Source organism: Microcoleus sp. D3_18a_C4 (assembly GCF_036702415.1).
GTDB lineage: Bacteria > Cyanobacteriota > Cyanobacteriia > Cyanobacteriales > Microcoleaceae > Microcoleus.
In genome coordinates, this window is the sequence record NZ_JAUBTI010000007.1 from 66,379 (window position 1) to 91,156 (window position 24,778).

The window sequence follows — 24,778 nt, forward strand, 5'->3', positions numbered from 1 at the left end:
AGTTAGTTGTGATTGGTGAGTTATTATTGGGGAGTTGTTATTTTTTATTTACTACCAATTCCCAATTCCCTATACTTCGGCTACGCTAGCGTACAATTTTCCAATTCCCTATACTTCGGCTACGCGAGCGTACAAGTTCCCAATTCCCTATACTTAGACTATGCGAGCGTACAAGTTCCCAGTAACCAATTCCCCGTAACCAATGATGAACAAATTTTTCCAAAAAATGCAGCACCGACTGCTCCTCCTCCTAATTTTAAGTACCTTGATTCCAGTATCTCTGGTTGGTTGGTATGGCATTTCTTCTTCAACAGAAGCACTACAAAATTTAGCATTAATAACCCTTAGTGACAGTGTTAATTCCACCGCCAATCAAATGATTAACCAATTTGACAATCTGAGAGCCGATATTTTGTTTCTCCGCAAAACTCCCCCAGTTCAGGGAATGATTAGAGCGAGAGAAGGAAAGGGAGTAGACAAACAAACTAATTCAACTTATAAAGATTGGGTTTATCGAATGCAACTCACATTTTTATCGTTGATGGAAGCCAAGCCATATTATATGCAATCGCGTTACATAGATAACAGCGGTAAGGAGATCGTGCGCGTAGATTCTGACGGCACAAATCTCCAAGTTATTCCCGATTCTCAACTACAAAATAAAGCAGACGAAGATTACTTTTCGGCAACTATGAAGCTAAAATCAGGAGAAGTCTATGTGTCTTCCTTAAATCTGAATGAGGAAAGGGGGAAAATAGAAATTCCTTACAAGCCAACCATTCGCTACGCCACTCCAATTTTTAATCCCAAAGGACAAAGACAAGGCTTTATCATTACGAATGCTCTGGGTAGCACTCTGCTCGATCTGGTTAAAAATTTTAACCCTGAACTATCAGACCAATCTTTTATCTTAAATCAAGATGGGTATTATCTGGCTCATCCCAATCCTCAAAAAGCCTGGGGATTTGAACTCAAAACTAAGGAAAATGTCAAAAATGATTATTCAGGAGACATTGTTGCTAAAATACTCTCAGGTGGCAAGGGAAATATTGACAAGACGGATCTAGTGATTAGCTATAATACAGTTTTTCCCAGCCAGGAAAATAAAAATAAATTTTTAGTAATTGTGGATACTTCACCCAAAAAGTTGCTATTTTCTTCTATTGATTCTCTTCAGAAAATAGCAGCGTTTATTGCTATTGTTTCCCTGGCTGTGGTGCTGGGATTGGGATGGTTTTTTTTGCAACAGATTGTTGCTCTCATTCGGGGGTTGATTTACCAAATATCGTCATTTTCACTGCAAATAGAATCTAATATGAACCGGCAAGAGCAAATAGCCGATCGGCAATTTGTCTCTGTCAATCAAACAACTATAACTCTCGAAAATTTGGGCAGATCTTCTCAGCAAACAGCCGAGCAAGCTGAGTCTGTTGCCGCTGCGGCTCGCCAAGCTTTAAATCTCGCCGAAGAAGGTACTAAAAAGGTAGATCAAACTCTCAATCAAATGCTGAATCTTAGAGAAGCTGTGGTGGCAATTTCTAAGCAAAATCATCGACTCGACGACAGCACGAGTCAGATTGGCAATATATCGACTCTCGCAAGTTTGGTTAGCGATTTAGCCAGCCAAACTAATATGCTGGCTCTCAACGCTGCTGTTGAAGCAGTCAGAGCCGGTGAGTACGGTAAAGGTTTTGCGGTGGTAGCAAGCGAAATTCGTAAGTTAGCAGATGAAAGCCAACAAGCAGCACAAAAAATTAATGGTATTGTTCCAGAAATTAAGGGCGCGATCGACTCTACGGTGAAAGCAACTGAAGATAGTCGCAAAACGGTTGCAGAAGGGGTGAAAACAGCACAAGATACGGCAGAAGCTTTTACGGGTGTGAGGGAAGCTTGCAATCTGGTGTTTGCTAGCAACCAGCAAATTTCATTTAATGTTAAACAGCAGGCGATCGCAATTCAGCAAGTAGGTGATGCCATGAGTTCTATGAAGGAATCCGCGTCTCAAACAGTCAGCGGCATTAATCAAGTTAAAATCGGTACTCAACAACTCACAGAAGCTGCATTTAATCTTAAAGAAGTAGTGTAGTCATTAGTCATTAGTCATTAGTCATTAGTCATTAGTCATTAGTCATTAGTCATTAGCAATCGACTGAGTAGTCAAGATAATTATCATTACCAATTACCCACGAGCCATGCTCAATTACCTATTACTCAAAAACATATATGATGATTGAAGATCAAGAACTTCGAGATGTATTTAAAGTCGCTAGTCAAGAACACTTACAGAAACTAGATGACGGATTGCTGTACTTAGAACAACATCCAGACGACTTAGCTAAGTTAGAACAATTGTTGCGGGAAACCCATTCTCTTAAAGGTGATGCTGGGATGCTGGGAGTAAAAAATGTAGCATCTTTAGCTCATCAAATGGAGCATATTTTGGGAGGTGTCAAGCGGGGAGAAACTCCACTAAATTCAGATATTAGCGATCGGCTTTTGCAAGGTTTAGACGCCATCCGCAAACTCGTTAACGAAGCCGTTACCGGCCAAGATTCCGGCATTAATACATTTTATATCCTCGCTAGCATGATGGGTGCTTCTAGTCAGTTACAGCCACAGGCTGCCGCCTCAATCGTAGAGCCATCATCTTCACCAGTACCAGAACAACCGTTGGTAGAAGCGCAATTTACTGAGCCTCCTACCCAACAACCAGAAACAAAAGTTGAAAATTCAGAAGTCGTTAACTTAGAGAATAATTCCTCTTTTTTACCCCTACAATCCCAGCCAGAATTTCCACTGCAAGCTCAAAACTTGCCTGCACCTTCTGAACCCGCCCCTGCGTCGGCCTCGCAGTCGGCAGTTACTGCATCCTCTACCTCATCTTACCGCATTGAAACCATTCGCGTTGCTACCCAAAATTTAGACGATTTAATGACTCAAGCAGGGGAACTTACTGTCACAAAAACTCGACTAGGACACCGAGTTGCAGAGATCGAACAAATTACAACTTTGTGGGAAGAGTGGAGCCGAGAATTTTTTGTAACTAGCTTGACTGTCGATCGGATGCAAATAGATGAAAACGGTATTAAAGCCAACGGTAAATTTAGCCAATTGCAGGATTACTATCACCGTACAGAAGAACGTTTGGAGCGTCTCGGAACTTTAGTCAACCGCTTGAGAAATCGAGTTTATGAAGATACTGCCAGACTCGAATTAATCGCTGAGGCATTAGAATCAGGAATTCGCACTCTGAGACTGCTGCCTTTGTCTACTATTTTTAATTTATTTCCTCGAACTGTTCGAGACTTAGCTAAACGGGAAGGGAAAGAAGTTGCATTAGTGATTGAAGGAGGCGAAACTACAGCAGACAAACGCATTTTAGAGGAAATGAAAGACCCTTTAATGCACATGATTAGAAATGCGATCGACCACGGTATTGAAACTGTTGAGGAGCGGAAAAAACTAGGTAAACCTCCCGTGGCTACTCTCCGAATTAAAGGCTATAATATGGCTAGCAATATTATTATTGAAGTGGCTGATGATGGTCGGGGACTAAATCTAGAGAGCATTAAACAAACGGCTGTAAAACGTAATATTTGTACGCTTGAACAACTGGCAGAAATGACAGAAACTCAAGTACAATCTTTAATTTTTACTCCGGGTTTTTCGACCAAAAAATTTGTTACCGAAGTTTCGGGCCGCGGGGTGGGTTTAGATGTAGTTCGCACTAATGTTGAAGCCCTAAAAGGTAGTATTCAAGTAGAGTCTTTGCCGGGCAAAGGATGCACTTTGAGGCTGCAAATCAGCACGTCTTTAGCTACAGCCAATGTATTAATTGTCGTAGTTGAAGACATTCCTTATGCTCTGCCAGTCGAGTTTGTAGACACGGCACAACAGGTCTCGCCGTCTGAGATATTTGCTATAGAAGGTAAGGAAACTATACTTTCAAAGGGTCAGCCTCTGTCAGTTGCTCACCTGACAAATTTACTAGAATTAAACAATAGACAAGGCTGGCAAAAAAATCGGTATTTGAGACAGGAAACCGGGAGCGAATTTTTGATAAAAAATCAAAAACACTTCCTAAATTCAACTTCCAAAATGCCTTGTATTGTTTTGAAAGTAGGGGAGGAAAGATTGGGATTATTTGTAGATGGTTTGATTGACGAACAGGATGTGGTGATGAAACCTCAAAGTCAATTGCTGAAACGGGTGCGAAATGTTTCGGGTGCCACAATTCTCGCTACTGGGGAAGTTTGTATGGTACTCAATCCCCACGATTTGATAAAATCTGTACGCCAGCAAGTTTCGTCTCGTGGGGTTGGGAGTGCGCGATCGCAACTTGAGACTGCCACCCGGAAACAAGTTATACTATTAGCAGAAGACTCGATCGCCACGCGCACTCAAGAAAAACGCATCCTGGAAGCTGCGGGTTACGAAGTTGTGACTGCCGTAGACGGGTTGGATGCTTTCCATAAATTGAAAACTCGCGATTTTGATGCTGTGATTTCTGACATACAAATGCCCAATTTAGACGGTTTGGCCCTGACTATTAAGATTCGGGAGCAAAAAGAATACAGTGAGTTGCCGATAATTTTAGTAACATCTTTGGCATCGGATGAAGATAAAAAAAGAGGTGCTGATGCGGGAGCAAATGCTTATATTCCTAAAGGTACTTTCAATCAAGATGTGTTGGTAGAGACACTAAAAAGGTTAGTTTAGTCATAAATCATTACTCCTTGGTTATGAGGCATTTGTTATTTACTATCAATTAGCAAGGCCCAATATCCAGTGCCCAGTGCACAATTACCCGTGCATCGATGCTCATCAATGCCCAATACTTTGACTACCCGGTTACTGAGCGACTCGTGCTGAGCTAGCCACTCGCCCTGCGCGGTTTGCCCGCTCAGCTTCGCCGAAGGAAAGTAAGTCGAAGGGCAGCACAAGTGCCCTATTTCCCATTCCCCATTCCCCATTTCCCAGCAAACTGATGTTATCGCCCATTAAACTATTGTTAGTTGAAGATTCTCCAGTAGTTACGCTCGTCCTCAAACGAATTTTTGAGTCCTCGCCAGACATCCAAGTTGTAGGAACCGCTTGCAACGGATTAGAAGGACTAGAATTAATCCCCAAACTTCAGCCCCAAGTAATCTGTACGGATTTGAACATGGTACCAATGAACGGGTTAGAATTTACGGAAGAAGTAATGAAGAAATATCCGCTACCAATTTTAGTAATTAGTGCTTCAGTGCAAGCGAATGATACTCAGAATGTATTTCAACTGTTAAAGGCTGGTGCATTGGATGTTTTTCCGAAACCGATTGGCGGGTTGGTATCTGATTACGGTCGCCTCGCAAATCAATTAATAGCTAAAGTTAAAATCCTCTCAGGAGTTAAAGTATTTACACGGCATCAAAAAAAGATGTCAACAGAATATAATAATCAACTTGTAAAAATCAACCAAGCACCAGTTGCTAATTACAAATTCTCCCACGAAACTGTTAAATCTCCAACAATTAAAGTATTGGCTATAGGGGCTTCGACAGGGGGGCCGCAAGCACTGTACGCGATTATTTCTAAACTTCCGGCTAGCTTTCCCGTGCCTATAATTTGTGTCCAGCACATCAGTGAAGGTTTTTTGCAAGGATTAGTTAATTGGCTGGGTAATGAATCGAAACTGCCTGTTAAGATAGCTTCTTTTGGGGAGTTGCCACAAGCAGGTACTGTTTATTTCCCGCCCGAAAAACGTCATTTAGAATTGGACTCTCAAGGGCGATTTGTTTATTCAGAATCGGCTCATGCTGCGGGACACTGCCCTTCTGTAACGGTGACTTTTAAGTCGGTAGCTAATTTTTATAGTCGGGCAGCAGCGGGGGTTTTGCTGACAGGAATGGGTAGAGATGGTGCTGACGGAATGTTGGCTATCGCCAGACAAGGGGGGTTGACAATCGCCCAAGACGAAGCTAGCTGCATTGTCTTCGGAATGCCCAAGGAGGCGATCGCCCTCGGTGCCGCCCAATATGTTCTACCTGTCAGTGCGATCGCTCCCCTACTCCTGGCTAAATTAAAAATTTAGGACTTACCTCGCAAATTGTGCAGAATACCCCGCCCCCCGACTTGTTAAAGAAGTCGAGGATCACAGAGCGCGATCGCAACTTTTTAGTTCATTAATTACTCAAATTACTTCATTAATTACTCAAAAATGATTTTTTTTCCTAATTCCGATTATTTGATTTTGATAAACTTACCAATTACCTCGCGCAACTTATCAGCATCAAACGGCTTAGTTAAATACTCTGTTGCTCCCGCCAAACGCCCCTGTACCTTATCAAAGGCTCCATCTCGCGCTGTCAGCATTACGATCGGCAAATTCTGAAACTGAGGCAAGCTCCGCACCGTGCGGCAGAGTTCCAATCCGTCAATACCAGGCATCGAAACATCCAGCAACAAAACAGAAATTTGTTCGTGATAAATCGTTGACAAAGCATCCACTGCATTGTCGGTTACGAGAACTCGAAACTCTTTGCTTAAGGCCTGTTTAACAAGTCCTTGCATCACGACGCTATCATCAACTGCCAAAATAGTTGGTACTTGACTGCTACTTGCAGACATATTCTTCTCCCTGTTTATTTATAGTTGTTGAAAATACCAAACATAATTCCCGCCGTCATTTTTTGAGAGTTGTCTCTGTGCAATAATTGTCAACCCCGTTGGAGCGTTAGTTGAAACTTTAGCCCGGTTTTTTTTACCTCAAGCCCGAAAAAAGGGATTGGGAGAGTGGTCTATCGGCAATTACAACAGTTGCAAAATGTGCATCCGGGCCCATAAACCCTAAAAGGTCGAGTTTGAACAACTATTGTTACAAAGTTTAACATCTTACCAATCTTTTGTAATTCATCTCCTAACTGTAGTTGAACTACCGGCTAAGGCACAGCTCGGTAAAGGACACTGGTATTGTGGCACAAACCCCTCATTTAAATCTACCAGCAAGCCAGCTACCCACGATTAGACAAGTCTGTTAAAATACAATTAAACTGATTAAAAAATTATAGGTAAGCAATAGTCATATATTTTGGAAAGCGGCTTCCTCCCAACAGAGGCTCTTAGATTTAGAGAGCCGGAGGTATTCAAAAGCATAGTCAACTGGAAGTATAATTTATATAGTCTTAGATCTGGGGTGCTCTAACTCCCATAACCCAAAAGTTTCCAGATCGGTCAAGAGGTTAGTCTGAATTTGGCGCAAGCAGCCTGCGCCGAATTTGCGCCCACAGTCTCCCATTACACAATTCATAGCTTGTTTTTCTCGAAAGTATTGAGAAGGGCGGTTGCCAGCAACTAGACGGGCAGTTACACATGATGAAAGCACCCTTGCCTCTTGATAAAAAAGTGTTCAAGCTCCATAACATTGACTTGTATCAGCTTCTCGGCTCTGCTCCAGACGCTTGCTTGGACAATTTGGTAGGTTTGGCAGCTCAGATCGGCCGAACTCCTATTGCTTTCTTGAGCTTGATTGACGGTAATCGCCACTGGTTGAAGTCGCAGTTAGGTATCGATCGAACTTTGGCCCACCGTTACCTGAATTTTTGCGCTCGCGCCCTGGACCAAATTCCCGAAGAGTTCGCCGTTGGCTCAAACTCAAACTCGGAATTTGACCGGGTAATTTCCCTGCAACAACCGCCAGTTGCTCCCGAATTGGCGATCGAACTTCCTATAAATTCCTTTAAAGAACTGCCTGCCGCCATTGTTCGAGACGCTTCCACAGATGTGAGATTTGGCGAGCATCCCCTAACGGTTTTCTACCCCTTCGTGAAATTTTACGCCGGAATCCCAGTTGTGAGCTCAGAGGGGCAGATGCTGGGAGTGCTATCCGTCATGGACTCGGTGCCGCGAGACTTGACAAAAGAAACGATAGAAGCTCTCCAAGCTTTAAGTCGGCAAGTTGCGAGTTTGGTGGAGCTGCGCTGGCAATTAGTCAAAGCGCAGAAACAGTTGCCAGAGGTAGAAGATATCAGCTCGAACAGCCAGCAAATCTCGGAGTTAGTTCCTGGCTCGAACCGATCGAGCTGGTATGCGGTACATACGCCACAGAGTAGCAGGACAATATACGGAACAAAAAAGCTCCCGACGCTGGGGGAAACAGGCAAATCTCAATATGGGTGGGAAGCTTCAGCGGGCATCGGGCGCGCGGACGATACCCAACAAATCCGAGAAATTGTTGCCGCCCCCCGCGACACCTCCGATCGCCAACTAACGGCAGCATCCCTACAAGAGCGAGCTCGCTTGGGAGCCCTGCAAGCTAAAGTCGGTGCAGCCCTCGGACAAGGCGGGAAAATATCCGTCATCCTCAACCGCTGCACCGAGGCAATGGTAGAGTACCTAGACGCCACAGGGGTGAGCATCTGGACTTTCAACCCGCAGACAGAGCGGTTAGAATTGCAGGCCTATTCAGGACTTAGCAGCCAAGAGTTGGCACGGGAAATAGAAGATTGGGTGCCAACAGAAGCGGGAAACCTCCAAACGGCTCCTGTGTGCCTACTGTCGAACCCGTCTCTCTGTGCCATTGCCTATCCGCTGATTGTGGAGGAGCGGTTGGTGGGAGTGATGGCTCTGTGCAGTAGCGCTTTGGCAAGCGAGGGAGCGTTAGAAGTTCTGGGCTGCATGGCTAACGCCATCGCCGTGGCGATCGATCGCGTCACTGCCCGAGAAGAATTGTTGAGCCGCCGCGAAGCGCTGCTCTTCGGCCTCGCCAGCCAGATGCGGAATTCCCTCGACCTCGACAAAATTTTAGATACGGCTGTCAACGAAATTCGCAGCTTGTTGCAGGTTGACCAGTGCTACTTTTTGTGGTATTCCATCTCGCGAGACGGGCAGCCAAGCTTTGCAATCACCCACGAAGCGGCAAATCCCGAAGTGCAAGACCGGCTTACAGAATACCCGATCGAACAAGTAACCCTGCTGGCCGAGAAAATTTGCCACCGCCAAACGCTCCGGATCGGCGACGCTGCAACAGCACTGTGCATCGAACCGGCCACGCGAGCTTTTTTGAGCAGTCTCGGTATTGTTTCTAACCTGCTGCTGCCGCTCAAGACTCGCTCCGGTCAAATGGGTGCTGTAGTTTGCAACCATTACAGCAGCCACCGTTCCTGGGCAACGAGCGAAGTGGAATTGCTGCAAGCGGTGGTGGATCAATTGGCGATCGCGATCGACCAAGCCGAACTCTACGCCCAAACCCGCGCGGCAGCCTTAGCCGCTCAAACTCAAGCCCGCCAACTGACGGAAACTTTGCAGCAGTTGCAGCAGAAAGAAGCTCAGCTCATCCAAAACGAAAAAATGTCCTCTCTTGGTCAAATGGTCGCCGGCGTCGCCCACGAAATTAACAATCCGGTTAATTTTATTTACGGCAACTTGACTTATTGCAAGCAGTACATGAAAAATCTGCTGGATTTGCTGCACTTGTATCAAAAGCACTACCCCGAGCCTTGCCCCGAAATTATCGACAAAAACGAAGAAATCGATGTTGAGTTCATAGTGCCGGATTTGCTGAAAATTCTGTCTTCAATAGAGATGGGAACTGAACGCATCCGCCAAATTGTTCTGTCTCTGCGGAACTTCGCGCGACACGACGAAGCAGAGATGAAGCCGGTGGACATTCACGAAGGGATTGACAGCACGCTGCTGATTTTGCAGAGTCGCTTGAAGTCAAACGGGCTAGTGCCGGGAATTGAGGTGATTAAAAACTACGGCGACTTGCCGAAGGTAGAGTGCTATCCCGGACAGCTCAACCAAGTATTTATGAATATTTTGGCGAATGCGATCGACTCTTTGGAAAATCAGCCTCCACCCAAGACGATCAAAATCTCGACGGCGGTGGTGAACCCAGACTCGGAGGCTGATGAGTCAGGAAAGTCGAGGGGTCAAGTTGTGGTGATTCGGATTCAAGACAGCGGGCCCGGATTGCCCGAAAAAGCTAAATGCCACTTGTTTGACCCTTTCTTTACCACTAAACCTGTAGGCAAGGGTACGGGGCTCGGCTTGTCTATCAGCTACCAGATAGTGGTGGAAAAACACGGAGGAAGTTTGAAGTGTATCTCGGAACCGGGACAGGGAGCGGATTTCAGGATTGAAATCCCGCTAGCTCGCCCCCCTGCGAGCAAAGAATAAACCTGCGGGCGATCGCTTCCAAAAACATTTTTTAAATTTTCTTGTCAAAATGCTTGACAGATTCCCGTGTCTGGGTGTTACTATATTAAATGTTGAGACGTTGGGGCGTCGCCAAGTGGTAAGGCAGCTGGTTTTGGTCCAGCCATTCAGAGGTTCGAATCCTTTCGCCCCAGTTAAATTGTGTCAGGTCAATCAATTGTTTAACTGATTGTTTATAGTTAGCGCTTGGCAGACGAGAGACAAACCACTTCATTACTACTCACATCTTTCACCATTCTCAGGAACGGGCAAGATGCCCGTTCCACAAAGACTAGATTTTCTTGTGGAACAGGCCGGAAAGCCTGTTCCTAAAAGACTAATTGAGAATGGTGCAAGATATAAGTTATATCAATTCCGGTTGCACCGGAATGATATAGCTTTGGTTGTAGGCCACCAATGGAAACAAGTAATATCAAATCCGGTTGCATTGGAATGATTAAACCGCTGTTGACGCCTAGAAAACAGAGGAAGAGAACAGAGAGACGAATAATTCCGATGCTACCCGATTGCATCTAACCATCATTCAGTTTTTCGACTAACAGTCAACCGTCAACAGTCAACACTCAACAGTCAACAGGCCCTACTCCATATTACTGCAAAGTGCTGGGGCCACGAGCGTTTAGCCGATCGAAAACGTATCGGGAAATTGCCGGAAATGCTGTTTCGTCCTTGGCATAAGCCGGATCGTCTGCGAAAACAACTAAGATATAAATCGCGCGATCGTCTAAAGTTCTGACAAATGCCGCTTCGCTGCGGGATTTGGAAGTATAGCCTACTTTGGAACCAAAATAAATATTAGGTGGTAAAGATTCGCCCAAAAATCCTTGTATCGAGTTGAGAGGGTCATTTTTCCACGCCTTGGGGTCTAAGTCTCTCGTTAGCAAGTAAGCCATTTTGCGGCTGGCGACGCTAGAAACCGCTTGTCTAGTATAGATTTCATATATTAATCTGGCGGCTTGGTCGGTAGTTACTTGATTGCGAATCGGCACAGAAGCATCGCCCCGCAATTGCAAGTCGCGACCGATTGGCCCTTCTTGTCTTAAATAGTATATGGGATAATTTTTGGTGCTTATACGAAGATCATTGTAGCCGGCAGACTGGAAAAATGTGTTAATTTGAGTGCGCTTTTTCAGCCAGGTTTGCAACTCTTCTCCTGCGAGCCTGCCGCCGGATTTTGTATCTGTGATTTTGTCTAAAAGTCTGCTAGCAGCATCGTTGTTGGAGACGCGCATCATTTGTTCGAGGTCGTTTTTAAAGGCAGATTCTCTTTGCGTAATGAGGCCTTTTTCTATGGCTGAGTAGAACGCTGCCATCCAAAATAACTTGGCCACGCTAGCGGGAAATCGGAGAGTTTGATTTTGATATCCGGCAAAGGTGTGACTTTGGGAATTGCTGACATCAAATAAGGTAATTGATAGCCGTTCTGCGGGCAGTCCTTTGCTGGTTGCAATTTTCACAGATTCATCAACAATCCCTTGCAATTCTTGAGAGTAAACTGGATTGGGAGGTGTTTTGATGTTGTAGCTAAAGGTAGGCTCGCTTTGACGATCGGCTAAATTTTCCGATGGTTCAATTGTCGGAGGCGAGAGTGTTTCTTGAGGCGACACGGCCTGTTGAGGCAAGATGACTGGCGGTTCTGGGGCACGGCGAATTCTGAACGGTATTGTGACAATCCAACCGATCGCGATCGCCCCGGCAATTAAGCACAGGATGTTACGGTATTTTAAGCGAGAAAATTTCGTCCTGACTCGACGACGGGATTGGACAGGAGGCTGGCTGCTTTGGCGTCGTGGCCGGATTGGGCCGAGGGGCTCGATTGGGCGTCGGGCGGGAATTGGGCGCGGGCGGCGTCGGCGTTCTACTTGCATTACAGTTTTGTGCTATCAAACTCGCACGATCAGTTTATAATAGGGCGGCATCTAAATGACAAGTGTATCCATCTAGTCCGCTGTTGCCAATTTTATCGGTCTACTAGGCTGATTGAGACTTCTAGTAATTGTAAAATTTTCAGGATAGCACTGAGTTGAAGCAAAATCCTTTGAAAAACATGAGAAATTTTTGGAGTCTGGCTGTTTTGGGATTTGCGATCGTCGGCGCGAATAATTCTTTGATACCTGATGTTTGGGCATTTCAGTCTCAATCTGCTGCAGGATATGTTGTCGATCGACAAACAGCAGGACAGGGCGCGGATGTAGCGTTTTCCTTGACGGGAGAAAGCGAAAATCGGGAAATAACAAACAAGCAAACTGTTTCCAGTTTTCCGAGTATGTTGTGGGACTTCAACAATTTAGCGGAAATTTCCTATTCCGAATTGCTGAAAGTGCTGGCGAGACGACCGGACTCAAATAATACCGAGAGAGAAACCGTTGCACAACCTGAAGACATAGCACGTTTTGAACAGGTTGTACAGTATGCAAAACAACAAAATTTGCACGATCGCTCGATCGGAGAAATCGTCCAGGCGATCGCCGATAAGTTCCAAGGATTGCCCTACGCCGCGGGTTTGCTGGACAAATCCGGCGAAGAAAAGTTGATCGTAACTTTGAATAAATTTGACTGCGTTTTATTTGTAGAAACCGTTTTGGCGATCGCCAGGGGCGTAGCAGTACAAGATTACGACTATCAAAATTTTGTAAATCGCATAGAAGAACAGCGGTATTTAAACGGTAAAATGAACGGTTATTGCAGCAGATTGCACTATTTTTCCGAATGGATTAACGACAATCAAAAACGGCAAACAGTGGAAAATATCACCGCTGAATTAGGGGGAGTACCCATGAATAAAACACTAAATTTCATGAGTCAGCACCGCAGCAGTTACCCGCAAATGGTCAAAGACTATGCAACTTATCAGTGCATAGTCAGCCAAGAAGCAGACTTAGCCAAAACTACTGTTAATTACATCCCGACAAATCAGATAAAAAGTCTTTATTCTCAGTTAAAACCAGGGGATATTGTAGCGGTAGCCACGGATGTTAAAGGATTGGATGTCACCCACACGGGTTTAGTCTACCGCAATGCTGACGGCAATATGGGTTTAATTCACGCTTCGCCGGCTGGGGAGGTGACAGTTGCTTACGACTTGCACAGATATATTAGCAGAGTCGAAAGTGCGATCGGCATTGTAGTCGCTAGGGCGAAAACACCTAATTAAATTAGTTTGGACTCCTAGGGTGCATCAACTTGCATTATTTTAGCTGCCAATTCACAATTTATGTACTGATATCAAATCCGGTAGCATCGGAATTATTCATCTCTGTATTCTCTCCCTCTGCGTTCTCTGCGCCCTCTGCGGTTAAATCATTCCGATGCAACCGGAAACGATATGACGCACCCTACCAAGTATAGAAACCGGGTTTTTTGCCGAATTTGCGGATGGCAACCCGTCTTTTTGTAAAAAAACCCGGTTTCTGGGCCCATGCGTCAGCCTCAAATCAATTGACAATTTCGCTGCGAGATACCTTACTCTTTCTAGCAGGATTTGGCGTTAATTCCGGCGGCGAAACTTGAACACTTCCCCACTCATTCACAAAGCTTTTCAGCAAAACCTCTTGCTGAGTGCGAAATGTCTCGACATTTGCCCCTCCATTCATAATCACAAACCACACAGTTTCTTGTTTTTGAGTTGGCAGCGCTCCGCCCAAAGCGCTAACATTATCCAACGTGCCAGATTTGACCACTGCTAATTTGGGAAGCGCCCGTTCTGCCAGTATTCCTTCATCTTTCCCAACTACAGTTAAGACATCCGCAACTGTCATGCTGTAAGGTTCTAGATAGCGTTCTAAAGCTATAAACAACGCGCAAGCAGCCCGGGGAGAAATGAGATTTTCTTCGCTCAATCCCGAACCGTTGACGAGTTGAATTTCGGCCGGAGGAACTCCGGTTGCTGCTGCTGCTTTTTGCGCGACTGTTTTGGCGCCGCCGACAGTATCCGCTAGCATATCTGCCATGAGATTGTTGCTGTACTGATTCATTTTTTTGATCAGTTCAGCAAGGGGCAAAGAATAATGTTTGACTAAAGGCTGCACCTCGTTGGGAGATGCGGGCAAAACTTTGACAGTACCCTCAATTGCTATTTGGGGTTTTGGCGTATTGGGAGGCAGGGTTTGATACTGGGCGGCGGCTTCACTGGGCCAGATTTGACTGTTCAATCCTTGTTTGAGCAATTCTCCCGATTTGAGGGGATCGAGTTCAAAGTTCATGTAAAACTTATCGACAATTATCAAATTGCCACTGACTCGCTTGATGCCTTTTTGATTTAAGGCGTTACCAAGGGCGATCGCCTCTTCCCAGACAAACAACGGATCTTCGCTTCCCTGAACAATTAAAGATCCTTTTAATACGCCGTTTTCAATTTTTCCCGTTGTACCAATTAAGGTGATAAATTGATGTTCCGGGCCGAATTGTTGCAGCGCTACGAGAGATGTTGCTACTTTGGTAATAGAAGCGGCGGACAGAGGAACGGTACCTTGATGATTGGCTAGCAAAGTATTGCCAGATTGCATCCAAACGCCTTGGTTTTCTTTGGCAAAACCTTGGGCTGCCAACCCGTTGAGATATTGCTGGATTTTGGTATTTGTGGGGGTTTCGGGATTGGTAGCAGAGACTATTAAGGGCTGAGGCTGACTTGGTTTAACTGGTGGCGGGGAAGATTCAGCTACAGGAGAGGGAGATGCAAGTTGAGGTGATTCAGTAGCTGCACATCCGGCAATAATTGTGAGAAGGGCGATCGAACTCGCGGCAGTCAAGTAGCGGTTTTTCAGCATTACTTTAATTTTTTTCATCAAATGTACGATCGTCTGTTCGGCACGCCCGATGGAAAGTTTAGCATTCTTCTCGCGCGTGGGGCGAGCCTCCGGATCTGCATTACCAAACTCCCGAACCGCTAAAATTGCCTATCTTCTTCCTTCTCCATCTTTCTTCGCGCACTTCGCGTCTTCGCGGTTCGTTAAATATATCTCCTTGAAATGCTTCGGAAACCCATCTTCAGCGCCTGGGTCCTTCACCCCAGGCCGATCGCTCTCACAAATTTAAGGGTAAACTGGTTTATCAAAAAACTGGGTTGAAAACCCCGTCCTTCTAGGACGGCTTTAATTGTAACTTTTCATTACGCCATACTCCGTTTTGTGCTGATTGCGGTAGCATAAGAGTGGAGGTAGAGCCATGCTCGTTTTTGAGTTTAAATCTTACGGAAAATCAAGTCAGTTCAAAGCAGTAGACGAAGCAATTCGTACCGCTCAATTTGTCCGCAATAGCTGTTTGCGCTATTGGATGGACAATCCCAAAAAGAACAAATACGACTTGAATAAATATTGTGCTGTACTGGCAGCTACGTTTCCGTTTGCTGACGAACTCAACTCAATGGCAAGACAATCAAGTGCTGAACGTGCTTGGGCAGCTATCTCCCGATTTTACGAAAACTGCAAGAAGAAGATTCCTGGTAAAAAAGGGTATCCAAAGTTCCAGCGAGACTGTCGCTCGGTAGAGTACAAGTCAACCGGATGGAAGGTTGCAGATGACAGAAAGTCGATAACTTTCACGGATAAAAAAGGAATTGGCAAACTCAAACTCAAAGGCACACGCGACCTGCATTTTTACCAAATCAACCAAATAAAACGGGTTAGATTGGTAAAACGTGCGGATGGTGTGTACGTCCAGTTCTGTATTGATGTTGACCGAAAGGAAAATACAGCGCCGACAGGTAATACTATTGGATTGGATGTCGGGCTAAAAGAATATTACACCGATTCAAACGGAATCAAGGTTGAAAATCCTAGGTTTCTGAGGAAAGGTGAACGTGTTCTCAAACGCAGTCAACGTCGGGTATCTAGAAAAGTCAAAGGTTCAAAGAATAGAGGCAAAGCTCGACAGATTCTTGGTAAGCGCCATCTCAAAATAAGCAGGCAACGTAAAGACCATGCCCTAAAGTTGGCAAGGTGCGTCACTCAGTCCAACGACTTGATAGCCTACGAAGATTTGAGAATCAAAAATATGGTGCAGAATCACTGTCTCGCCAAGTCTATTAACGACGCATCTTGGTATCAATTCCGTGTCTGGCTTGAATATTTTGGAAAAGTATTCGAGCGGGTAACGGTTGCGGTAAATCCGCAATATACCAGTCAAGAATGCTCTAGTTGTGGTGAAATCGTCAAAAAAACTCTATCTACTAGAACCCACGCTTGTAAATGTGGGTGCTTGTTAGATAGAGACGAGAACGCAGCTAGAATAATCCTAAGTCGGGGATTGAGTACGGTAGGGCATACCGGAACTCTTGCACTAGATGCAAATAACGCTTCGGGAGAATTGTCCTCTACTTTCGTTGGAGAAATCCAATTAGAGCAAGTCAGCTCGTAGATAGAAGAATCCTCATGCCTTCAGGCCCAGGAGTGTCAACCAGGCATACTCCCTATACTCAGCGGCACCATTTCGCCGTGCATCGTCAGGCCTAATAACATCGGGCCGCCCGGTCGGATCAACTCTCCTGTAAGCGCGCAGCGTTCCTCCTGCTGTGCTGTGGCATTAATGCTGGCTCGAATATCCGATCGAGAAAACATCTGCCGATACTCTCCAGACTTCTGCTGCACGTAATTCCAGAGCAAATCTCGAATCAAAGCTTGATAGCCTTGATTGCCCGCGAGCTCTTTAAGTCTCTCTTTGAGTTCTCTTTCGAGTCGAATGCTGGTCACTTCCATTTCGGTGGTTGAGGTTCTAGGTAGGGTATGCATAATTTTTTCTCCGTGACGGGTGGACATATGTGTAATATCAGTGTAGTATGTTTACAGCTAGATTGAAAGCCTCTTAACCACCTTCTGCCGACTTTGAAATTTCTCCCCACCTACTCCAGCTATCAACTGAAGTGCGATCGCCCCACGGGTCGCTCCGAGTCGTTATGGCACGTCTTTAGCACGGGTTTTGCGACTGTTGCAGCGACTTCGTGGGCGGGCTTGGGCCTAAATAAACACGGTTATAGTGGATTAGGAGAAATTGCAGAAATTAATTACAACGAGGTAGACCAGCACGGTCTGCAAGTGGCACAGCCAGATCGAGAGACGCGAAGCGGGAGGTACAGCTAAACGACTGTACCAAGACAGGATGAAAATTTGCATGAAAGCAGTTTTTCTAGCCCCCGCTTCTAAGTAAGAGAAGCGGGGGCATTTGATTGGATATTTGATAAATTCGATCGGCTTGGGGAACTGGCAAAAAATCAGATGTAGCCAATGCTGACGAAGCAACCAAAATTCAAAATCGACAATCTAAAATCTAAAATCTAAAATCTAAAATCTAAATGAGGAGGAGCAAGCCGTGAACGTAGTAACTGATGTATTGAGGCAATCTGTGGTGGTGTTTTCTCAGAATTACCTACCGATGAGCCGTGTCAACATCAAACGGGCGATCGTACTGTTGGTAACAGGCAAGGCTGAACCTCTGGATTTTAGCATTGGCAACGGCTGGTTGGTGCGATCGCCCAGCACCAGCATCCACGTACCCGAACAAATCCGCTTGACTTTTGGTAACAGGGAACGCCTGTGGAAAGTACCCCCGGTTAATCGCCGGGAAGTTCTGCGCCGCGACGCTCATTCTTGCCAATACTGCGGTAGCAATCGGCATTTGACGCTGGATCACGTCATGCCTCGATCGAAGGGCGGCCCGCATACTTGGGACAACGTGGTGACTGCTTGCGAACGGTGCAACTCTCGTAAGGGCGATCGAACTCCCGTAGAAGCTGGAATGACTCTGCGAACTAAGCCGAAGGCCCCCATACACCCCACTGTTGCTTTTGCCGAACTGTTTTGGCACGAATATCAAATAGGGGAATAGGTAATGGGAAGAATTTTAGATTTTAGATTTTAGATTTTAAATTGATGCGTAATTCTCATCTAAAATCTGCCCTAACTCCCAATTCCCAATTCCCGATTCCCAATTTTCAATTACCAATTTTCAACTTTCAATTCCAAATTTAGGGCTGTCAATATGCTGAAGTTGACTTACACTGAAACGGGCTTTAACCTAGAGCGTTTGGCTCAATCTCCCGAACAGTTAGTGGCGCTGCGAGTTGTGCTGGCTATGCGAGTTGGTCAAAGCATCAGCGTCGAACCGAGCACTGCGGCATTTTTGCTGCCCGCGAATTTGTCGGCGCTGCCTCTGTTGGAATCTGAGGCGCGCCGAAACGACAACGATGCGATCGCCCTTTGTGTTGCTGATGCTGACTTTGTAGAAGTGACTCTGCGCGGTACGTGGATTTCTGACGCGTCTGAGGGGGCCCAGGGCGTGTTTGCGACTGTTTTGGGCGATCGGGCGGAGTTCTTGCTGCTCAAACTCTGGCTGGAAACTCAGGCTGCTGCGGAGGTTGTCGGGGAAGTCGGCGATTAATATCGGATGTGGAAGGAAGAGGGAAGAAGGAAGAAGGAAGAAGGAAATATTTCTTCATTTCCCACTCCCCCACTCTTCCCATCTCCCCTCTGCCATAACAGACAATTTATATGGGTAGCAGAGCCGGAAATCGCTCATTTTAGGGCGTATAAATTATGTTGAAGTAAATTCCCTTATCTTGCAGATTGTCGCCTTTATCGCTAATTCTCACCAAAGGAAAAGCGTAATCTACGCGCAGGTTCACCCGCTGTATCGGTTCCCAGATTACCCCTAAACCTAAACCTGCTAAAAAGGTCTGATTGGTTAATGTATTAGGATTGTTCGCAACGTTCCACACCGTACCCGCATCCAAAAATGGAGCCAATTGAAGTTTGGGATTTCCCGAAGCATCGCGCTGCAAAGTAATCCGATCTTCGATCGAAACTCTGAAGCCGTTATCCCCAGAACGGACATTTTGGCGGTAGCCGCGCAAAGATTGCCCGCCGCCAATTACAAATTGCTGGGAAGGCAACAAACTATTAGCTGACAACTGTAAGTCTGCCTGCAAAATTAATAAATGTTTGTCATTCAATCGCTGTACTCGCTGCACTTGACCCAGCCAACTCAAAAATTGTCCGTCGGGATCGGAACCTTCGTTTTGAGTAGCATCAAACAAGCTAGTGCCGATCGTAAATTGCGATCGCAAGGCCCAAGCACCCTGCGGGTCACGCCGAATGTAGTCCTGTCCCAGCTTAATTGCGCTCGTAGTGGTGACACCATTGGAGTCCGGGCCGATGCCAAAAGGAACCGGTTCGCCGGCGACAAAAGTTCTGCCTGTCTGATAAGTAAAACCAGCAGACAAGGCAAATTCTTCGATCGGCGTTCTCCGCAGCGGCTGGCGGTAACTAACTTCAAATAAATGCGATTTTCCCGAAATGTCAGCACGGTTAAAAGGTGGTTGTACGATACTGTTGCGGTTCGGTGCCGCCCTCAATTGCAAAGTGCCGTTCATCGCATTTAGCGGCACGCGATAGCTGAAATCAAACACGTCTGAATCGCCGAGCGATCTGTAATAAGCCGCTGCAAGTTCGTCGCCATTTCCTGTTATATTGCGGTGCCGCAAACTAACTCCCAATCTTTCGGAACCGACACTGGGAGGCGAGTAATTGTCAATGCTGAAACTAGGTTGAAACGGATTAGCTTCCGAGACTCGGACGATCAGAATGCTCTCGCCTTCATTATCCCCAGCCCGCAGACTGGCTTCTACATTGTCAAATAAAGGATCGACCCGCAACAGCCGGAGTTGGTCTTCTAAGGAAGCTGTGCTTAAAGGCATTCCAGCACCGAGTCGAATCCGGCTGCGGATGTAACTTGGATTCAATCTTTTAGTTCCTTCTACCTCTATTCGGGCTAGCTTGCCTTCAATAACTTGAATTTGGACTACCCCTGCGGTGATAGTTTGGGGCGGCAAGACTGCTCTCGAAGTGATGTAGCCACGATTGAGGTAAATTTCGGTAATTTTGTCGGCGATTTGTTTGAGCTGTTCTAGGGTGGTAGAACGGCCTTCTAACGGGTTGACTAAGGCATTAATTTCATCTTGGCTTAAAATTGTGCTGCCAACTACTTGAATTTTCTGCACCTCAATTGGTGTATTCGGCAGCGTTGGGGGAACTGGCGACGGGGGCCCCGGCGCTACTGTGGGCGGTACTTGGGGAGGTTCTGGGGAAGGCTGGGGGGCCGGTTGCAGAAATCGATCGCGATTTGGATCGGGCTGCGTCGGCGGCGGTGGCAGGTTTGGAGGCAGCGAGGGTTGGTTCTGGGCTAAAACATGATTGCAATCTAGCTGGTTCTGACATTGGGGCTGGTTGTCAACCAGATTTTTTGGTTCGGGCAAGATGCCCGCACCACAAGCAGTTTCATCGATTGTGGAACAGGCATCTTGCCTGTTCTCGGCGGGGTTCGATGGTGTTTCTAGTTCAGGGTTGGTCTCGATCGCATCGGGAAGCTGATTTAAGTTTGTTGCTGTTTCATCCTGCTTGATTTCCAGTTTTTGCAGGGCTAATACTTGATTGCCCGTATCTGCTGAGTTGTCAGCAGCGACGGGCAACTGAGAAATATCCTTTGTTTGGGATATAGCTTTATTGGCATAAAAGCAAGCCATCGGCAGCGCAGTTAGAAGTGAAATCCCCAACCGAAATAGTGCAATATTTGCATTCGGGCGCATAATTAATAATTTCTCTAAAATAAGTTTGTCGGCTGCTTGACTATGCCAGTTTATCATTAAGTATTAGGCGAAATTTGACCATCAAAATTTCCACCGCCCGCCTTTCAATATGCCAGAAGTCCGAACTGCCGATCGGTACAAAAATTTTAATTTATTTAGGACGATCGACCAAACAACCCGCAACAGCCAAAAATCATCTGGGGCGCTGCCAAATACCGCGCTCGAAACCGAGTTTTTCGTACTTGCTGCACCAGTCATACCATTTTAGATTTTAGATTTTAGATTTTAGATTTTAGAATTGGCAATGACTTATGGCTATCAGGGTTTGGGGCACGGGCCTACCGTTGCATTCTTTGCGTGAAGCTGGTGTCGAATTATTTTCTTGTGATAGGTGTTAACTCACTTGCGACTAAGGGTTCTTGGGCTATTTTGCCGAGTTCGACTGAGTTGAGCACTGCTGACCACTCGATCGCTAAACTGGCATCGCTGGGAGACTCGATACGCAATTGAGCTAGAGTTGCCAGGTACTCGTACCAGAGATTTTGTTGGGCGAAGATGCTGAGCTTGGTGCGATCGGGCGATCGATCCAACTCTGTTTTCACGGTTGGGGCGAGTGCGGTGCGGTTGATCCACCCGGAAACGAGAACATCATCTGTTGTATTTTTTGGGTTGCATTTGATAGTAAAGTACCATTGATAGTTTTTGCCAACTTCTAGGGCTGGCGAGTTTTCATCGGAGCCGAGGCTGACGCTAACTACACCTGCACGGCTAGTTACCATGCGAAAACTTTTTTTGTATAGTGTTTTGTCCCTTTCGTCTGCTAACTCAAACTGAACTGTTTTGTCGATGGCTACGGGAAGGTAGTAGAAAAATGTCGGTTTTGCTGATATGGTTTGCCCCATAGTTGATTGGGGAATCAAGGCAGTTAAGGCAGTTGTGGCCGTGGGGCATTCTAAGCCGCGGGTTCCTCCCCCTTCCCGCCTTCCGGGTACTCCGTCCTCCGGCGGTTGAAAGCTATTCCACGCGGCTCCTAATTGCTGGCTGTTCGGTCTGCTTCCGCTTGCTTGGGCGGGTTGAACTGTTTGCCAGTTGAGGGGTAGCTGCGGTGGTGAGGCGCGCTGGACAATGTTGGCGGGGCTGTTGAGAGCCTCTGCTGGTATTAAAAAACTACCGGCGGCAACTGCCTCTAAAGACAGAATTAAGGAAAGAGCACCGATATTTAGAGCAGACTTCAAAGCCATGACGAACCTGCCTTCTGATGAACCTAGGAACTTTATCTCACGGTTTTATTCTATCCAAGGTTTTGACGGATATAGTAATCTCTTGTACTTAATTTATATCTTCAGGCAGATACGATTATTTGGGTCGCTCTGATCAACATAGAATTCTCTGTCGCGTTTGTCAGTGGTAGCTTAGTAGTTATACTTAATTCCATTCACGGCAGCAGGTTGGGTTGAGCTTGTTAAACCCAACTTTGACAAAGACTAATATTCCGGGTTTTTTAACTCAGACAAGAGGCTACAAGGGGTCTTTTCCTAACAACACCCAGTTAATGCGTCAGTCCTGGATATCAGGAAACTCGGCAATTTTGCTGGTGAACCTCAAGCGATCGGCTACAAGTTACAAATCAGTTTTTGTGTACAATACCGGCAAGAAATTTAGCATGAATCTCGATTCACCTGTTCTCTCGGACAAACAGCCTTCGGGGCTGCGGATGGTAAGACCCATCGGGGTTTTGGCACTGCACGGCATTGCTTTTTTAGGAAATAGGTTGTTCGCTGTCGATCGCGCCGAAGGGCTGCTATTGGAGATCGATCGAGAAACTGACAACACTACTGTTTTGAATCCTTATCACACGCCTAAGTTTGCCGGCGCAACGGGGCTGGCTATTTCGGAAGATACTCTCTGGTTTGCGCGGGATGAGGATATTTGTTGCTGTCGGGGCGCAATTCGGGACGGGGCGATAACTGAACTCAAGCCGGAACATTTTGTTTCGCTTTCTTATCCTGCTGACGGCATTGCTGTTTGGAAATCTACGCTTTATGTGACTTGCCAGAGATTAGCCGCGATTCTGGTTTTTGACCTGAAAACTGGTCGGGAAATTACTCGGTTTTATGCTCCCGGTATTGGGGTAGAAAATATCACTGTCCGGGATGAGGAACTTTGGGTTTGCGACAAGACTGAGCAAACTGTTTACTGTTTGGAACGGGGAACTGGGGAGATTAAATTTAGCGTTTTGACTCCCTTTGAGTCGCCTTCGGGTTTGGCTTTTCACAAGGATTCGGAAACCGGGGAAGATGTTCTGTACGTGGCTTATGCCGGGGATGAACTTTACATCCGGGATGACCCGAATTCGGAAGATCCTTTTCAGTTGACGAAGCGCGATCGCACTTTTATTCAGCCTTTGTCTTTTCACTACAATGAAGCCGAGCGCTACGCTTTGTCAAACGGTTTTTTGATGGAAATGTCTTATGTGGAGGAACTGTCTCCCCTCGATGAGGTAGAAATCGAAAATTTGGAGTGGCGGATTGCTTTGCCTTCGCAAACTCACCGACAAAAGGTCAGGAAAATTACGCCGATTGGAATGCCTTTTACTGAGGAAATTCAGGAAGGGGAACGGGTGGCGGTGTTTAAGTTCGATCGGCTGCACCCTGGGGAACGCCGAATTTTTGGCTGGAAGGCTTTGTTAGAAGTTCGATCGATTAAGTATCAGTTGTCGCCTCGGGATGTCGAAAAGAGTCCGAAGCTGTCGCCGGAGTTTGCAGCTAAGTATTTGGTTGATAATGACAATTTGGCGATGGATACGGAGATTGTGCGATCGGCTGCTGTGGCTGCCATTGGCTCGGAAACAAACATTCTCAGGCAATTGCTGAGCATTCGCAATTTTGTTTACGATCAACTTTCTTACGGAATTAGACCTCACATTGACACTCCCGATATTGTGCTGCGCCGCGGTATCGGTTCCTGCGGCGAATACGTGGGACTTTTGTTAGCTTTGGCTAGGTTAAACGGGATTGCTTGCCGCACGATCGGCCGCTACAAGTGTCCGGCTTTTGGTGACAGAAAAGGTGTGTCGCTGGAGCCGGATTTCAATCACGTTTGGCTGGAATTTTACATTCCAGGTTTTGGCTGGGTGCCAATGGAATCTAATCCTGATGATATTCAAGACAGAGGCCCTTATCCGTTGCGATTTTTTATGGGTTTGGCTTGGTATCACGTAGAAATTGGCAAGGGAATCCGGTTTCAAGGTCTCACCAGCGGCGGTCTTCCTTTAAACAAGGAGGAGGTTTCCGTGGGGAGTCTGGCAATTAATCATGTGAGGTTTACAATTTTGGAAGAGTTGCCAGCAGTTTGAAGGGAGTGTTAACTGTTAACAGTTAGCAGTCTATATTCAACTGTTAATTGTTAACATTTTTAATCTAAAATCGAAAGTAGAAAATGTAAAATCAGAGGAAGAGGGGTTGTGGAATTTTCGATTGCTAATTTTCTCGTTTTAGTGGCCTTTGTACTGCTGGTGACGGTGACTGGCGGGGTCGCTTATTTGACTTCTGTTGAGTGGCGCGATCGCAGGCGGTTAGATAAGGCTAAACGGAAAAAAAAGTAGCTTTTGGCTGTTGACAAATTGCATCTTTTATGATAAAGAACAAGGCGACCTGGTTGGGTCGCCTTGTTTTTTGATTTGAGGTATAGCAGAAGGAAGTTCGGCAACGGATTGTGTAACGGATGTAACGGATGTCAGGAAGAAGGAAGAAGGAAGTTCGGCAACGGATTCTGTAACGGATGTAACGGATGTCATGAAGAAAAAAGTTCGGCAACGGATTGTGTAACGGATGTAACGGATGTCAGGAAGAAGGAAGAAGCAACAATCGCAATGGTTTGAGCAATTGAAAATCTCCTAATTGGCTTGGCGGTTGCTATATTTTCACCGCAGATAAAAACAAGTTCGGTAACATAAACATTTTAGGTTTGTAGTGAGGACTTGAGTCCTAGTAGTTTTATGAGACTCAA

19 protein-coding genes and 1 tRNA gene are annotated in these 24,778 nt (G+C 46.0%); 13 read left to right on the plus strand and 7 right to left on the minus strand.

The genetic code is table 11. The annotated features are described in order from the left end of the window. Positions 1-202 precede the first annotated feature (202 nt). The 3 genes from QUB16_RS05815 (at position 203) to cheB (ending at position 6,073) form a co-directional block, all read left to right on the plus strand. Entirely contained in the window at positions 203-2,086 is a 1,884-nt protein-coding gene (locus QUB16_RS05815) for a methyl-accepting chemotaxis protein (RefSeq protein WP_333314752.1), read from the plus strand. A gap of 140 nt (positions 2,087-2,226) precedes the next feature. Then, on the plus strand, positions 2,227-4,719 hold the full coding sequence (locus QUB16_RS05820) for a hybrid sensor histidine kinase/response regulator (RefSeq protein WP_333314860.1): 2,493 nt from the start codon (positions 2,227-2,229) through the stop codon (positions 4,717-4,719). 268 nt (positions 4,720-4,987) lie between these two features. Beyond that, complete coding sequence (gene cheB, locus QUB16_RS05825) at positions 4,988-6,073, plus strand: chemotaxis-specific protein-glutamate methyltransferase CheB (protein WP_333314754.1); 1,086 nt, start codon at positions 4,988-4,990, stop codon at positions 6,071-6,073. Positions 6,074-6,222: 149 nt separating this feature from the next. Here cheB and QUB16_RS05830 read toward each other — a convergent pair whose 3' ends face one another. Next, on the minus strand, positions 6,223-6,609 hold the full coding sequence (locus QUB16_RS05830) for a response regulator (RefSeq protein WP_015175702.1): 387 nt from the start codon (positions 6,607-6,609) through the stop codon (positions 6,223-6,225). Positions 6,610-7,350: 741 nt separating this feature from the next. Here QUB16_RS05830 and QUB16_RS05835 point away from each other — a divergent pair. From QUB16_RS05835 to QUB16_RS05845, 3 genes are all read left to right on the plus strand, one after another. Further along, positions 7,351-10,158, plus strand: coding sequence for a GAF domain-containing protein (locus QUB16_RS05835; protein ID WP_333314756.1), 2,808 nt, complete (start codon positions 7,351-7,353; stop codon positions 10,156-10,158). 101 nt (positions 10,159-10,259) lie between these two features. Beyond that, positions 10,260-10,331, plus strand: a tRNA-Gln gene (locus QUB16_RS05840). A gap of 119 nt (positions 10,332-10,450) precedes the next feature. Next, positions 10,451-10,633, plus strand: a complete 183-nt coding sequence (locus tag QUB16_RS05845) for a hypothetical protein (protein ID WP_333314758.1) — start codon at positions 10,451-10,453, stop codon at positions 10,631-10,633. Positions 10,634-10,787: 154 nt separating this feature from the next. On the opposite strand, the gene QUB16_RS05850 is transcribed toward QUB16_RS05845, so the two are convergent. Beyond that, positions 10,788-12,065 (minus strand): serine hydrolase, encoded by a 1,278-nt coding sequence (locus tag QUB16_RS05850; RefSeq protein ID WP_333314759.1) that lies wholly within the window; start codon positions 12,063-12,065, stop codon positions 10,788-10,790. A 179-nt stretch (positions 12,066-12,244) separates the two neighbouring features. Here QUB16_RS05850 and QUB16_RS05855 point away from each other — a divergent pair, with 179 nt between their 5' ends. Beyond that, a complete protein-coding gene (locus QUB16_RS05855; RefSeq protein ID WP_333314761.1) occupies positions 12,245-13,351 on the plus strand; it encodes an N-acetylmuramoyl-L-alanine amidase-like domain-containing protein in 1,107 nt (368 codons plus the stop codon). A 280-nt stretch (positions 13,352-13,631) separates the two neighbouring features. Here QUB16_RS05855 and QUB16_RS05860 read toward each other — a convergent pair whose 3' ends face one another. Next, a complete protein-coding gene (locus tag QUB16_RS05860; protein WP_333314762.1) occupies positions 13,632-14,981 on the minus strand; it encodes a D-alanyl-D-alanine carboxypeptidase in 1,350 nt (449 codons plus the stop codon). A gap of 379 nt (positions 14,982-15,360) precedes the next feature. Here QUB16_RS05860 and QUB16_RS05865 point away from each other — a divergent pair, with 379 nt between their 5' ends. Then, positions 15,361-16,551, plus strand: a complete 1,191-nt coding sequence (locus QUB16_RS05865; RefSeq protein ID WP_333143883.1) for a transposase — start codon at positions 15,361-15,363, stop codon at positions 16,549-16,551. 35 nt (positions 16,552-16,586) lie between these two features. On the opposite strand, the gene QUB16_RS05870 is transcribed toward QUB16_RS05865, so the two are convergent. Beyond that, the gene (locus QUB16_RS05870; protein WP_333314765.1) at positions 16,587-16,922 is read right to left on the minus strand and encodes a ribbon-helix-helix domain-containing protein; all 336 of its coding nucleotides are present in this window, start codon (positions 16,920-16,922) and stop codon (positions 16,587-16,589) included. Positions 16,923-17,015: 93 nt separating this feature from the next. Between QUB16_RS05870 and QUB16_RS05875 the strand changes: the two genes are divergently transcribed. The 3 genes from QUB16_RS05875 to QUB16_RS05885 all read left to right on the plus strand — a co-directional run bounded on the left by QUB16_RS05875 (position 17,016) and on the right by QUB16_RS05885 (position 18,567). Beyond that, positions 17,016-17,270 carry a hypothetical protein gene (locus QUB16_RS05875; RefSeq protein ID WP_333314767.1) on the plus strand — a complete coding sequence of 85 codons (255 nt, stop codon included), beginning with the start codon at positions 17,016-17,018 and terminating at the stop codon, positions 17,268-17,270. A gap of 229 nt (positions 17,271-17,499) precedes the next feature. Then, a complete protein-coding gene (locus QUB16_RS05880) occupies positions 17,500-18,015 on the plus strand; it encodes an HNH endonuclease (RefSeq protein ID WP_333314770.1) in 516 nt (171 codons plus the stop codon). Between the two features lie 153 nt (positions 18,016-18,168). Continuing rightward, positions 18,169-18,567: an alr0857 family protein gene (locus QUB16_RS05885; protein WP_333314772.1), complete on the plus strand. Its 399-nt coding sequence runs from the start codon at positions 18,169-18,171 to the stop codon at positions 18,565-18,567. Positions 18,568-18,706: 139 nt separating this feature from the next. Here the strand turns inward: QUB16_RS05885 and QUB16_RS05890 are convergent, their stop codons facing one another. The 3 genes from QUB16_RS05890 to QUB16_RS05900 all read right to left on the minus strand — a co-directional run bounded on the left by QUB16_RS05890 (position 18,707) and on the right by QUB16_RS05900 (position 22,011). Beyond that, a complete protein-coding gene (locus tag QUB16_RS05890; RefSeq protein ID WP_333314775.1) occupies positions 18,707-20,827 on the minus strand; it encodes a ShlB/FhaC/HecB family hemolysin secretion/activation protein in 2,121 nt (706 codons plus the stop codon). A gap of 24 nt (positions 20,828-20,851) precedes the next feature. Next, a complete protein-coding gene (locus QUB16_RS05895; protein WP_333314777.1) occupies positions 20,852-21,028 on the minus strand; it encodes a hypothetical protein in 177 nt (58 codons plus the stop codon). A 116-nt stretch (positions 21,029-21,144) separates the two neighbouring features. Then, entirely contained in the window at positions 21,145-22,011 is an 867-nt protein-coding gene (locus tag QUB16_RS05900; RefSeq protein ID WP_333314780.1) for a DUF928 domain-containing protein, read from the minus strand. A gap of 422 nt (positions 22,012-22,433) precedes the next feature. On the opposite strand from QUB16_RS05900, the gene QUB16_RS05905 reads away from it, so the two are divergent. Continuing rightward, entirely contained in the window at positions 22,434-24,125 is a 1,692-nt protein-coding gene (locus tag QUB16_RS05905) for a transglutaminase domain-containing protein (protein ID WP_333314863.1), read from the plus strand. A 108-nt stretch (positions 24,126-24,233) separates the two neighbouring features. Next, positions 24,234-24,374, plus strand: coding sequence for a hypothetical protein (locus QUB16_RS05910; protein ID WP_190736053.1), 141 nt, complete (start codon positions 24,234-24,236; stop codon positions 24,372-24,374). Positions 24,375-24,778: the final 404 nt, after the last annotated feature.